Here is a 12,512-nt window from a genome sequence, read left to right as displayed (position 1 = left end):
TTACTACCGGTCGGTAGCCGCTTTTCTTCATCGAGTCCGGACGCCGCTCCGCCCAGCGGTCGCTTCGCGGGACGGAACGGCGGGACGGAGCTGCTGGGCCTCTTCCGGGCTGATCCTCGAAGATCGTCCGGACAGGTCCTAGCAGTCCTTCTCGCGCAGCGAGCGCAGGTGCGCGCTCGACTTGCGGGCGAAGGCGAACGACTCGACGGGGTTGTCGTGTTCGGCCTGCCAGTGGTGGTTGCGATAGCCGCCACGGGTCTTGTTCACGGCCGAGATGAAGCGCTTGTAGTCGATGTCTCCGTCGCCGACATCGACCATGCGGTAGCCGTCACGGGCGGCGGCGTCGTGCTCCCCGTCCTTCACATGGAACAGGGGGTAGCGGTCGGGCTGATCCAGCACGTACTTCAGCGGGTCGAACGGAGCCGGCGTGCCGTCGGCGCGCTTGCCGAAGCGGAACTGGCCCGCGTACGCCCAGTAGATGTCCATCTCCAGATAGACGAGATCGGGGTCGGTCTCGGCGAGCAGCACGTCGTAGAGCCGGACATCGGGCCTGTCGGTGGCGAAGGAGAACTCCTCGGCATGGTTGTGCTGGTAGAACTTCATGCCGCGCTTCTTCGCCTCGGCACCGTAGTGGTTGAAGTCCTCGGCGCAGCGCTTCCAGCCGTCCACGGTGGCGCCGTAGCGCCAGGGCCCCGACGCGGTGCCGATGTGCTTGAGCCCGAGGGCCTGGGCGTCGTCGAGGACCTTGTCGAGGTTCTGGGCGAAGCTGTACGCGTTCGGGTCGTTGTCGTTGTAGTAGTTGACGTGGCTGCCGATGCCGCGGAGCCCGTGGTCCCGGGTGAGCTGCCGCAGCTGGGCGAGGGTGATGGCACCGGCGGAGCCCTGCGTGTATCCGGCGTACTCGACCTCGTCGTAGCCGTAGCGCTCCAGTTCGGCGAAGACCTTGGCGAAGCCGAGCGTGGAGACCTTGTCGCGCAGCGAGTAGAGCTGGATGCCGAGGCGGCCGGGAGGAAGGACGGGGCGGCCTCGGCCGTGGGCGGCCGCGGGCGCCGCGGCGGCGCCGAGGCCGAGGAGGGCGGCGGCGCCCGCTCCGGCGGCCACGCCGAGCATGTTGCGTCTGCTGAGCCTGTGGGAGAGCTCGGGGTCGTTCGCCTTGCTGATGCGGCTCATTGTGGATAACTCCTCGTTGTCGGTGCGGTGTGGTTCAGTGGAGACCAGCCAGTTGAAGGAGCAGGGACTTCACATCGGTGGCCGCGGTGCGGCCTGATACTGCGCGGGGGGTGGAGCACACGATGAGCGGACCTTCTTCGTCGCTCGTGGGCAGGCGACCGTGGCTGCCGCGAATAGGTGAGGGATCGAGGGGCACCACCGCGAGGCGGTAGCGCATGCCGAGCTTCTTGCGGGCCACTGCCGTGGCCGCCTTGACCCTGACGTAGGGATCCTCGGGATCCATGAACAGCTCGACGGGGTCGTAGCCGGGTTTGCGGTGGATCTCGACGAGCTGCGCGAAGTCGGGGGCCCGGGCGTCGTCCAGCCAGTAGTAGTAGGTGAACCAGGCGTCGGGGTCGGCGATGGCGACGAGTTCCCCGGAGCGGGGGTGGTCGAGGCCGTGCGCCTTCTTTCCCTCGTCGTCGAGGAGTTGGTCGATTCCGGGCAGGTCCGCGAGGGCCTCGCGGGTGGCCTCCAGGTCCTCGGGCCGGCGGACGTACACGTGGGCGAGCTGATGGTCGGCGACGGCGAAGGCCCGGGACGCCATCGGGTCCAGGTACTCCATGCCGTCCTGGGTGTGGACCTCGAGCAGACCGGCGCGTCGCAGCGCACGGTTGATGTCGACGGGGCGGCTGACGCGGGTGATGCCGTACTCGGACAGGGCGACGACGGTGCGGCCTTCCTGCCGCGCGTCCTTGAGGAGGGGGCCGATGACGGTGTCGAGGTCCGCGGCGGCACGGTGTGAACGCGGGTCGTCGGGTCCGTAGCGCTGCAGGTCGTAGTCGAGGTGCGGCAGGTAGCACAGGGTCAGGTCCGGGTGGCGGGTGCGCATGATGTGGCGGGTCGCATCGGCGATCCACTGGCTGGAGACGATGTCGGCGCCCGGGCCCCAGAAGTGGAACAGGGGGAACGTCCCGAATTTCTCGGTGAGTTCGTCGTGGAGGGCGGGCGGCCGTGTGTAGCAGTCGGGTTCCTTGCGGCCGTCGGCGTAGTAGACGGGGCGCGGGGTGACGGTGATGTCGGTGTCGGCACCCATCGCGTACCACCAGCAGATGTTGGCGACGGTGTAGCCGGGGTGGGCGCGGCGGGCGGCATCCCAGATCTTGTCACCGGCAACGAGACCGTTGTGCTGGCGCCAGAGCAGGACGTCGCCGAGTTCACGGAAGTACCAGCCGTTGGCGACGATGCCGTGCTCGGCGGGCAGCGTGCCGGTGAGGAAGGTGGACTGGGCGGCGCATGTGACGGCGGGCAGCACGGTGGTCAGGGCGGACTGTGAGCCCGCGGCGGCGAGCGCCTTCAGGTTGGGCATGTGGTCGAGGAGTTTGGGGGTGAGACCGACGACGTCAAGGACCAGGAGGGGGGTGGGTCGTTCGGTGTCGTTCATGGGAGTTCCTTGAGGCCGAGGTCGGTCAGCAGGTCGCGGGCCAGGGTGAGTTCGGCGGCGATGCCGTCGGCGAGCTGGGTGCGGTTGCGGGGCCGCAGCTCCGGTGGCAGCGCCTGCCAGGTGTAGGTCTCGACCTCGAGGTGCCGGGTGCGGGGTGCGGGTCCGCCGACGAGGCGGGTCAGCGTGTCGCGCAGCACGGGCAGGGTGGAGCTGAGCGGCGGGGCGGGCGGCGCGTGCAGCGGGACGTGGAAGTGGGCGCGCCAGGGGGATCCGTCGGGGAGCACCAGCCCGCCGACTGCCTCGTCGAGATCGTCCGTTCCGCGGAGCCCCGAGGCGATCCGGGTGCGGGTCTGGTGCAGAAAGCGGGGTTCGGCAAAAGCGGCGAGCGCGTCGCGTACAGCGGGCAGATGGGGGTGTTCGGCGTGCAGGGCAGCGGACAGCTGCGCCTTGGGGATGGCTACACCTGCCGCGACGAGCGCGGCGAGGGCGGTTTCCGGTTCTTCGAAGGAGGTGGCGAGATGGCAGGTGTCGATGCAGATGCCGATGCGATGGTGCGCGGCGATGTCGGTGAGGGGGGCGATCGCGTCAGCGGTGGTCTCCACCACGCATCCGGGTTCGGGTTCGAGGGCGATCCGGATGGATCTGCCGGTCAGTTCCTCGAGCGCGTCGAGGCGTTCGGCGAGCGTGGCGAGGGCGTTTCGGGCGGTGGTGGCCGCCTCGGCGTCGAAAGCGGTGCGCCAGGCGAGCGGCAGGGTGGAGATGGTGCCTTCGGTGACGTCGTCGGGCAGCAGGGCGGCGAGGAGGCGCGCGAGGTCGGTGGTGTGGGCGAGTCGTTCGGGATCGCTCCAGTCCGGTTTGTAGACGCGGTATTTGACCTCTTCCGCGCCGAAGCCCTCATAGGGGAAGCCGTTGAGCGTGACGACCTCGAGACCGCGGCGGTCCAGTTCCCCGCGCAGGCCGCGCAGGGCGGCCGGGTCGTTGATGAGCGAGCCGGCGGCGTCCCTGGCGAGCCACAGCCCGATGCCGAGCCGGTCGCGCCCGAGGCGTTTGCGGACCGGTTCGCAGTGGTCGCGCAGCTGGGCGAGGACACCGCTCAGGGTCTCGGCGGGATGGACGTTGGTGCAGTAGGAGAGGTGGACGGTCGAACCGTCGGGGTGACGGAAGCGCATGCGTGGCTCCTCTCATTCCCCGCCGCGGAGAATGGAGTTGCCTTCATGGAGCCCTTCCGGTTCGGGGAGGTCGAGCTGAAGGCGGCCGCTGAGACCGTAGAAGGCGACGGGGTTGCGCCACAGGACCTGGTCGACGTCGTCCTCGGTGAAGCCGGCGGCGAGCATCGCGTCGCCGACCTTGCGGGTCTTGAGCGGGTCGCTCTTGCCCCAGTCGGCAGCGGAGTTGACGAGCACCTTCTCCGTTCCGTACGTCCGCAGGATCGTGACCATGCGGTCCTCGTCCATCTTGGTGTCCGGATAGATGGAGAAGCCGAGCCAGCACCCGCTGTCGGCTGCGTGCTTGACGGTGGTCTCGTTGAGGTGGTCCAGCAGCACTCGTTCCGCGGGCAGTTTCGATTCGCGGACGACATCGACGGTGCGGTGCAGCCCGGCGAGCTTGTCGCGATGAGGGGTGTGGACGAGGGCGGGCAGGCCGTGGTCCGCGGCCAGTTGGAGCTGCGCCGCCAGGGCCGTGTCCTCGGCGGGAGTCATGGAGTCGTAGCCGATCTCGCCGACGGCGACGACGGAGTCCTTGACGAGATAGCGGGGCAGCGCATCGAGGACGGGCGTGCAGCGGGGGTCGTTGGCCTCTTTGGGATTGAGGGCGATGGTGCAGTGGTGTGCGATGCCGTATTGGGCGGCGCGGAAGGGCTCCCAGCCGAGGAGGGCGTCGAAATAGTCGAAGAAACTGGCCGGCGAGGTGCGGGGCTGACCGAGCCAGAACGACGGTTCGACGAGTGCACGCACACCCGAGGCGTACATCGCCTGGTAGTCGTCGGTGGTGCGGGAGGTCATGTGGATGTGGGGGTCGAAGATGCGCATCAGGACTCCTCGGGCTGCTCGCCGGACTGCTGGGGCTGCACAGGCTTGTCGGGCTGCTCGTCCGGCTCGGCGGACGTCCCGTCCGGTTGCGGGGGGCGGTCGCCTGTCAGGGCCAGCGTGCGATGGAGGTCGTGGGGGACGTCGCGGCCGGCGGCGGTGCGTTCTGCTGCGAAGTCGGCGAGCATACGGGCGAGTTCGCCGTCGCCTGCGGCTCGCTGCTCGAGGCCGGCGATGGCGTCGACCGGGACGCCGGTGAACAGGCACTTGAGGACGGCGTGGCGCCAGGCATGCGGGGCGAGGTGGGTGGCGGCGTAGGGGCCGACGGCGGCCGCGACAAGACGTGTGTCGTTGGTGCGCAGCGCATCGTCGACGAGCGGCAGGGCGTGCGGGCCGCTGACCAGGGACGGCAGGGACAGGAGCACTGCCCGGCGTTCGGCGGCGCTGCCCTGCTGATAGAGGCGGGTGAGTGTGTCGAGACCGGCGCGTGCCTCGGTGAGCAGCAGGGTGCGGGCAGCGTCGGCGTGGTCCTGGCCGCAGTGGCGGCCGGCGGCGGCGAAGCGCAGTTCCCAGGTGTGGGCGGTGTAGGGAGATGCGGGGGCAGGGGGCGACTCGGCGGCCCGGCGGGCCTCGGAGAGAGCGTCGTGGAGCCAGGCACGGGCGGTGTCGTCGAGTTGGGTGTCGAGTTCGCCGGGAGTGGGTTCGGGTGTCCGCGTCACTGAGCCGGTTCTCCCTTCGTGCGGGGTGTGCGTGCGGTCCGGACAGTGATGTCCGCTCGGTCCGGGCGGTTGGCGCGTGTCTGGCCCGAAGCCCTGGGATGTGCTGACCGTCCGGACGGTCCGGTCGACGGCACGCTGCGCAGGAACTCGAGGGAGGTGCGGGCGAGTTCGGGACCCGCATGGGAGTGGCGCGGCAGTTCGACGACGGTGAGGCCCTGGTATCCGGTCGCGGCGAGCGCTTCGAGGACGGGAGGGAAGTCGATCTCGCCGTCGCCGAAGGGAAGATGCTCGTGGACACCGCGGCGCATGTCCTCGATCTGGACGTGCCGCAGCCAGGGGGCGGCGTCACGGATGCAGTCGGCGGGCGGGGCGGGTTCCAGGCACTGGCAGTGGCCGATGTCGAGAGTGAGGCCGAGGGGTGCCGGGTTGCCGAGTGCGGTGCGCAGATGGTGGAAGTCGTCGAGAGTGGCGAGGAGGTGGCCGGGTTCGGGTTCGATGGCGAGGGGGACGCCGGCGGCGGCTGCGGCGTCGAGGACGGGCCAGAGTCCTTCTTCCAGACGCTTCCAGGCCGTGTCGGGGTCGGTGCCCGCAGGGGTGATGCCGCTGAAGCAGTGCACCGCGTGAGCGCCTAGCTCCGCGGCCACGTCCACGGCGGTGATCAGGAGGCGGGTGCGAGCGGCACGGCCCTGGGGGTCGGCGTCCAGGAGGGAGGGACCGTGCTTGCGCCGGGGGTCGAGTACATAGCGGGCGCCCGTCTCCACGGTGGCGGTGAGGCCGAGTTCCTCGAGGCGGTGTGCGACGCGGCTGGTGCGGGTGGCGAGGTCGGGGGCGAGGGGGTCGAGGTGCATGTGGTCGAGGGTGAGCCCGACTCCGTCGTAGCCGAGATCGGCGAGGAGGCCGAGGGCGTCGTCGAGCCGCAGGTCGGTGAGCCCGTTGGTGCCGTAGCCGAAGCGGGGGGCTCCGGTGCGGGGGGTCATGTGGGGCTCACTTTCCGTGCGAGTTTGCGGGCGATCGGCACGAGTCCCATGACGGCGAGACCGGTGGCGCTCGCCCCGGACCGGGCGGCAAGGGCGGCCTGGAGCGGGATCATGGCCCGGATTCCGCCGCCGACCGCCCGCTGGGTGAGGGGCGGCGAGGGGTTGAGGGCGGCGTGGAGGAGGGGTGTGGCGGCGGTGCGGACGTAGGCGGCAGCAAGGGCGCCCGTGGCGAGGTGTTCGGGTCGGCGGAGTCGGCGGTGGCGGAGGGCTGATCGGGCGATGACGGCCGAGAGGCCCAGGTTCGCGCCGAGCGCGGCGAGCGGTACGAGGCTGGAGCCGCCCTGTGCTTCGTGGCGGGAGACGGAGGTGACGGCGTAGGTGTGCGCGGCCAGCGCGGCGGCGGACGGCAGCGCGGCAGTTGCCCGGTGCGGCCGGCATACGTCCGGAGCAGCGGGCCGGCCACTGGGGTTCGCCGCGGAGCTCTTGCTCCGCACCCCGCTCGGGGAGGCGGCCTCACCGGCCGCCGCCCGGGACGCGGTTGCCAGGGACGTCGTTGACAGCGTTGCCGTCGCACCGAGGAGGACGTCGAGACCGCGGGCCGCAGCCATTGCCGCCGGACCGGCCTTGGTGTGCTTGAGGTGCAGGTCGTACGCCCAGACGGTCGCGGACAGGGCCGCCGCCACGGCCAGTGCCGGGCGGCCCGCCCGGGCGGCGAGGGCGAGGCCCGCAGCGGTGAGGACTCCGGAGGCCGTGAGGGCGGCACGCGGGGTGATGCGGCCCGAGGGGATCGGGCGGTGGGGGCGGTCGACGGCGTCCTCGTCGCGGTCGGCCCAGTCGTTGAGGGCCATGCCCGCCTCGTACAGGCACAGCGAGGCGCCCACGGCGAGGGCGGTGCCTCTTCCGGGGCGGGCGCCTACGGCGGCCGCGCCTGCGAGGGCGTCGCCGGGAACGGTGAACAGGGCGGATATGCGCAGGAGTTCGGCCCAGTCGCGGAGCGGGGAGCGGGGCGCGGACGATGGGCGGGCGGCGCGGCCCGGCGGGCGGGCCGGTTCGGGCACGGCGCGGGGGCGGCGGTGCGTCGCAGCGGGGGCGAGGCGTGCCGTCCAGGCGCGTATCACTGCGCCTCCCGCAGCCGGTCCGCGAAGGCAAGGAGCGCGGTGAACTGCTCGGACAGGCCCGCGGGCCCGCCGTCCGGGTCCTTGAAGTAGAAGCCGAGTTCGGGGAGCGGGCCCGAGAGGCCGGCCTCGTGTGCGCGGGCGAGGAGGCGGGCGAGATCGAGGACGAGGGGGGCGGCGAGCGCCGAGTCGCAGCCCTGCCAGATGGTCTGGAGGATCATCCGGGAGCCGAGGAAGCCGTCGAAGGCGATGTGGTCCCACGCGGTCTTCCAGTCGCCGAGTGCGGGGACGTCGTCGATGTGCACCTCGCCCTCGGGGGCGTGGCCCAGCGTGTCGGCCAGGACGCGTTCCTTGCCGGCGTTCTTGGCGGCGGCCGCGCCGGGGTCGGCCAGTGCCGCCCCGTCGCCGCCGCCGAGCAGGTTGGTGCCGGACCAGGCCCGCACGTTCAGGGCGCGTTGCATGAACATCGGGGCGAGGACGGAGCGGAGCAGCGTCTGGCCGGTCTTGCCGTCGCGGCCCGCGTGGGGAAGTCCACTGGCCGCGACGGCGTCGGTGAGGGCGGCGGTGCGCAGCCCGGTGGAGGGGGTGAAGTTGACGTAGGGGCCGCCGGCGCGGACGGCGGCGGCCGCATACAGGGAGCTGGGCGGCAGCCGGACGGCGTCCGGCCCGGGCAGCGGTTCGGTGGAGGAGACGTTCACGACGACGACACGGGCGAGGCCGTGCCGTTCACGGAAGGAGGTGAGGTCGGTGGTGAAGCCGGTGATGAGTTCCTCGTCGCTGCGCGTGTCGCCGCTCTGCGGGCCGCCGGGGCGTATCTCCTGCTCCGCCGCAGCCAGTTCGGTGCGTACGGCGGCGGCGAGGCCGTGCGGTAGGACGCCCGCTTCCGTGAGGTGTTCGGCGCGTTTGGGCAGTGGACAGCTGGCGGTGTCGTGGCCGCCGAAGACGAGTGAGGACAGGGAGGGCAGACCGCTTCCTGCGAAGGGCGGGGTCTCGGTGACCATGCCGGTCGGTGGGTGCAGTCCGGCGGTGACGGCCGCGCAACCGGCGACGGCCGTGGTGGCCACCGATCCGCGGGCTCCGACGAACCAGACTCCGATGCGTGCGTTCCCGTCGTTGTTCGTGGGCACGCTTGCGTTCCCATCGTTCACGGGCTGCCTCCCTGCCATGTCGATGTTCCGATGTGGTGGAGGACGGCGGGCGGGGGTACGGCGCCTCCCCGCCCGCCGCCGGCTCGGTGGGCCGCCCTCGGGGGCTCCGCCCCTAGGGCAGCTGCTTCAGCTGGATGTCCCGGAAGGACACCTGGTCGTCGGCGCCGTGGTTCTGGATGCCGACGTAGCCGTCCTTGAGGCTGCGGACCGGGTCGGTGTTGGTGAAGTCGTTGATCTTCACGCCGTTGAGGAAGACCTGCAGGCGCTCGCCCTGCACACGGATCTCGTAGCTGTTCCACTGGCCGGGCGGTCGCAGGACCCGGTCGCGCGCCTTGATGTCGGCCGACTTGAAGCCGTAGACGGCTCCGGTGGTGCGGTCGGCGGCGTCCGTGGCGTCGATCTGGACCTCGTAGCCCTTGTTGACCGCGGACCAGGGGTCGTCCGAGGTCGGGAAGCCGACGAAGACACCGGAGTTGTCGTCGCCGTCCATCTTCCAGTCGAGCTTCAGGGAGTACGAGCCGAGCTCCTTGGCCTGGTACCAGAGCATGCCCATGCCGCCCTCGGTACGCAGTTCACCGTCGACGACGTTGAACTTCCCGGGCCCGGCCTGCTTCCAGCCTTCGAGCGTCTTGCCGTTGAAGATTGTCCGGTAGCCGGTCCCCGGCTTGCAGTTCGCGTTGACCTGTCCTGTGGCGTAGCGCAGCCCGCCGAGCAGGTGCTGGCGGAACGCCGCCTCGGCGTAGGACTCCTTGGTGTGGCCGCCGCCGGTGTAGAAGGCGCGGCCGCCCTCGTAGGTCTGGCACCAGGCGATCGGGTGGTCGCCCTTCATCGTGCCGCCCTCGTAGGTGGTCTCGTCCAGGGTGGCGAGGACGCGGGCCTGTTCACGGGGGTTGGTGCGGTAGTTGTACCACTCGTCGGTCCGCTCCCACGCGTCGTCCAGGTGCGAGGTGGCGGGGTGGTCGTGGTCCTCGACGCGGACGGTGGCGGGCTGGATCTGCGGGTGGGAGGCGAAGTACGCGCCGACCAGTCCGCCGTAGAACTCCCAGTCGTACTCGGTGTCGGCCGCCGCGTGGACGCCCATGTATCCGCCGCCCGTGGCGACGTAGTTCTCGAACGCCTTCTGCTGGTCGGCGTTCAGGACGTCACCGGTGGTGGAGAGGAAGACGACGGCGTCGTACCGGGCGAGGTTGTTCGTCGTGAACTGGGAGGCCTCTTCGGTGGCGTCGACCGTGATGTTGCTGGACTGGCCGAGTTCCTTGAGCGCGGCGACACCGGTGGCGATGGAGTCGTGGCGGAAGCCGGCCGTCTTGGAGAAGACGAGGACACGCTTGGCTGTGCGGTCGACGGGCGAGTTCGAGAACGCGAAGTCGTCCACGTCGTACAGCGCGCCCGCGCCGCCCTTGAAGACCAGGAACAGTTCGGTGGTCTTCTTCGGCACGGACCGCAGGGGCACGTCGATGTCCTGGAACGTGTCCCAGCTTCCGGTCACCGGTACGGGGGCGGAGCCGAGGAGCGTGCCGTTCGCGGACCCGGTGCGCACCTCCAGGAAGCCGCCTGCCCCGGCGGAGGAGACGCGCGCGGTGAGCTTGGTGGATCCGGTGAGGTTGTACGGCGTGAAGGAGATCCAGTCGCCGTTGTCGATGTCGCCGACGGTCTTGCCGCCGTTTGCACTGGCCTTGTCGTGGACCTTGATCCCGGCGGAGTTGTCGAAGTGCTCGGCCTGGCGATGACGCGGCTGGAGCTGTGCCTGGTCGTGGCTGGTCAGCGCCGCCTGGCCGCCGCCTCCGCCGTCGGTGTACTCGGCGTCGAACACACCGAAGATGTTGGCGTTGGGGTCGTGGCCTCCGTCGCTGGAGGTCTTGATGGTGCCGGTGCAGCCGTTCGCCGAGGTGACGGGGTGGCCGTGGCTGTCGTGGCCGAGGACGTAGGTGACCTTGACCTTGGCGCAGTCGATGGTGCCGTCCTCGGGGTCGGTGACCGTCACCTTGAAGGGGATCTCGTCGCCGAAGTCGAAGAGTGCCCCTTCTGCCGGCAGTTCGAGGGTGACCGTGGGCGCGGTGTTGCCGACGACGACGTGGACGCTGGCGGAACCGGTGCGGCCGCTCGCGTCCTCGGCGGTGACGGTGGCGGTGTAGGTGCCGTTCTTCTTGTACGTGTAGGTGGGGTTGGCGGCGGTGGACTTGCCTCCGTCACCGAAGTCCCAGCTGTAGGTGAGGGCGTCGCCGTCCGCGTCGGTGGTGCCTGCGGAGGAGAAGGCGACACGCAGCGGCGCCTTTCCGGACGTCTTGTTCGCGCTCGCCTCGGCGACCGGGGAGCGTCCGCCGGTGGCGTTCTCGATGCGGTAGAGGCCGGAGTTCTCGTCGCCGCCGAACCAGGCGGTGCCGTAGTCGAGAACGTACAGCGCGCCGTCCGGGCCGAAGGCCATGTCCATGATCTGGGTGCCGGTCCACGGGACGGGGTTGATCGATGTGACGGCGCCGTCGGCGCCCTGTTCGATGCGTTTGATCCAGCGTCGGCCGAACTCGCCGGCGAAGAAGTCGCCGTCGTACTCGGCGGGGAACGCCACCGGGGAGTCGTTGTCCGGGTCGTGGCGGTAGACGGGTCCGCCCATCGGGGACTCGGAGCCGGTACCGAACTCGGGGACCGATCCGCCGTCGTAGGGAATCCATGCCTTCTGCGCGGGCGGCAGGTCCGTGAGACCGGTGTTGTACGGCGACTCGTTCTTCAGGTTCGCGCAGTCGAAGGTGGCGCCCGAGGTCTTGGTGGCGAAGTCGTAGTCGACGTAAGGGTCGTTGTCACCGGTGCAGAAAGGCCAGCCGTAGTTGCCGGGGCCGGTGACGCGGGCGAATTCGACCTGTCCCGCCGGGCCGCGCTTGGGGTCGGCGGTTCCTGCGTCGGGACCGTAGTCGCCGACGTAGACGATGCCGGTCTTCTTGTCGACGCTGAACCGGAACGGGTTGCGGAAGCCCATGGCGTAGATCTCGGGCCGGGTCTTCTCGGTGCCGGGGGCGAAGAGGTTGCCCTCGGGGATGGAGTAGGACGCGTCGTCGTTCACCTTGATGCGCAGGATCTTGCCGCGCAGGTCGTTGGTGTTGCCGGAGGTGCGGCGGGCGTCGTAGGCCGGGTTGCGGCCCGGCCGGTCGTCGATGGGGGTGTAGCCGTCGGAGGCGAAGGGGTTGGAGTCGTCGCCCGTCGACAGATAGAGGTTGCCGGCCGCGTCGAAGTCGATGTCTCCGCCGACGTGGCAGCAGATGCCGCGGGTCGCCGGGATGTCGAGGATCTTCTTCTCGCTGGCGTTGTCGAGGGTGCCGTCCGTCTTCAGGACGAAGCGGGAGAGCCGGTTGACCCCGTCGAACTTCGCGAAGTCCTCCGCCGTGCCCTCGTTGGGGGCGTCCCCGGCGGGCGTGTCCATCGGGGGTGCGTAGTAGAGGTAGATCAAGCGGTTCTCGCTGAACTCGGGGTCGAGTCCGACGCCCTGGAGGCCTTCCTCGTCGTGCGAGTAGACGGGGACGGTGCCGACCACGCGGGTGTCGCCGGCCGCGTCGGTCATGCGCAGCTCGCCGTTGCGGGACGTGTGGAGCACGCTGCGGTCGGGGAGCACGGCGAGCGACATGGGCTCACCGGTTTCCTCGCCGCCCTTCGCGAGGGTGACTTGCTGGAACTCCTCGGCGGCGGGAGCCGCCGCCGGGTCGGCGGCGGATGCCGTGGTCGGCGAGGTGAGGGCGAGCGAGGTTGCGGCGAGAAGACTGCCGGTGAGGAGTGCGAGAGCCTTGCGGGCTCCGGGCCTTTTTCTGTGCACGGATGTCCTCCGGTAGTAGCCGGTCGAACGAGCGGGTTGCCGTGGAGCGCTGGGGGTGTCCCCCGTGCCGCGCTCGCCTCTCGAAGCGGTGCGTCAGCAGGTGTTCGTCCTGCACCGCTTCGGGCTGATGCCGT

General features: G+C 70.5%; 9 protein-coding genes. All 9 read right to left on the bottom strand.

Features of this window, described 5'->3' with window-relative positions; genetic code table 11:
• Positions 1-138: 138 nt before the first annotated feature.
• The 9 genes from AC067Z_RS30750 to AC067Z_RS30710 all read right to left on the bottom strand — a co-directional run bounded on the left by AC067Z_RS30750 (position 139) and on the right by AC067Z_RS30710 (position 12,378).
• Positions 139-1,170 carry a sugar phosphate isomerase/epimerase family protein gene (locus AC067Z_RS30750; protein WP_478792923.1) on the bottom strand — a complete coding sequence of 344 codons (1,032 nt, stop codon included), beginning with the start codon at positions 1,168-1,170 and terminating at the stop codon, positions 139-141.
• A 34-nt stretch (positions 1,171-1,204) separates the two neighbouring features.
• Positions 1,205-2,593, bottom strand: a complete 1,389-nt coding sequence (locus AC067Z_RS30745) for an alkaline phosphatase family protein (protein ID WP_478792922.1) — start codon at positions 2,591-2,593, stop codon at positions 1,205-1,207.
• Complete coding sequence (eboE, locus tag AC067Z_RS30740) at positions 2,590-3,762, bottom strand: metabolite traffic protein EboE (protein ID WP_478792921.1); 1,173 nt, start codon at positions 3,760-3,762, stop codon at positions 2,590-2,592. The genes AC067Z_RS30745 and eboE overlap by 4 nt, the downstream gene beginning before the upstream one ends.
• Positions 3,763-3,774: 12 nt before the next feature.
• On the bottom strand, positions 3,775-4,623 hold the full coding sequence (locus AC067Z_RS30735; RefSeq protein WP_478792920.1) for a TatD family hydrolase: 849 nt from the start codon (positions 4,621-4,623) through the stop codon (positions 3,775-3,777).
• Complete coding sequence (locus tag AC067Z_RS30730) at positions 4,623-5,339, bottom strand: EboA domain-containing protein (RefSeq protein ID WP_478792919.1); 717 nt, start codon at positions 5,337-5,339, stop codon at positions 4,623-4,625. The genes AC067Z_RS30735 and AC067Z_RS30730 overlap by 1 nt, the downstream gene beginning before the upstream one ends.
• Positions 5,336-6,316: a sugar phosphate isomerase/epimerase family protein gene (locus AC067Z_RS30725; RefSeq protein WP_478792918.1), complete on the bottom strand. Its 981-nt coding sequence runs from the start codon at positions 6,314-6,316 to the stop codon at positions 5,336-5,338. The genes AC067Z_RS30730 and AC067Z_RS30725 overlap by 4 nt, the downstream gene beginning before the upstream one ends.
• Positions 6,313-7,290, bottom strand: coding sequence for an SCO3242 family prenyltransferase (locus AC067Z_RS30720; RefSeq protein WP_478792943.1), 978 nt, complete (start codon positions 7,288-7,290; stop codon positions 6,313-6,315). The genes AC067Z_RS30725 and AC067Z_RS30720 overlap by 4 nt, the downstream gene beginning before the upstream one ends.
• 140 nt (positions 7,291-7,430) lie before the next feature.
• A complete protein-coding gene (locus tag AC067Z_RS30715) occupies positions 7,431-8,597 on the bottom strand; it encodes an inositol-3-phosphate synthase (protein ID WP_478792917.1) in 1,167 nt (388 codons plus the stop codon).
• A gap of 94 nt (positions 8,598-8,691) precedes the next feature.
• Complete coding sequence (locus AC067Z_RS30710; RefSeq protein ID WP_478792916.1) at positions 8,692-12,378, bottom strand: ThuA domain-containing protein; 3,687 nt, start codon at positions 12,376-12,378, stop codon at positions 8,692-8,694.
• Positions 12,379-12,512 lie beyond the last annotated feature (134 nt).

This window comes from Streptomyces sp. NPDC043812 (assembly GCF_056436245.1).
This window is presented reverse-complemented; position numbering and strand designations above follow the sequence as displayed.

Excerpts from the sequence above, each read along its gene's own strand:
- AC067Z_RS30750 (WP_478792923.1), bottom strand. The coding sequence starts at position 1,170 with ATGAGCCGCATCAGCAAGGCGAACGACCCCGAGCTCTCCCACAGGCTC.
- AC067Z_RS30745 (WP_478792922.1), bottom strand. The coding sequence starts at position 2,593 with ATGAACGACACCGAACGACCCACCCCCCTCCTGGTCCTTGACGTCGTC.
- eboE (WP_478792921.1), bottom strand. The coding sequence starts at position 3,762 with ATGCGCTTCCGTCACCCCGACGGTTCGACCGTCCACCTCTCCTACTGC.
- AC067Z_RS30735 (WP_478792920.1), bottom strand. The coding sequence starts at position 4,623 with ATGCGCATCTTCGACCCCCACATCCACATGACCTCCCGCACCACCGAC.
- AC067Z_RS30725 (WP_478792918.1), bottom strand. The coding sequence starts at position 6,316 with ATGACCCCCCGCACCGGAGCCCCCCGCTTCGGCTACGGCACCAACGGG.
- AC067Z_RS30715 (WP_478792917.1), bottom strand. The coding sequence starts at position 8,597 with ATGGCAGGGAGGCAGCCCGTGAACGATGGGAACGCAAGCGTGCCCACG.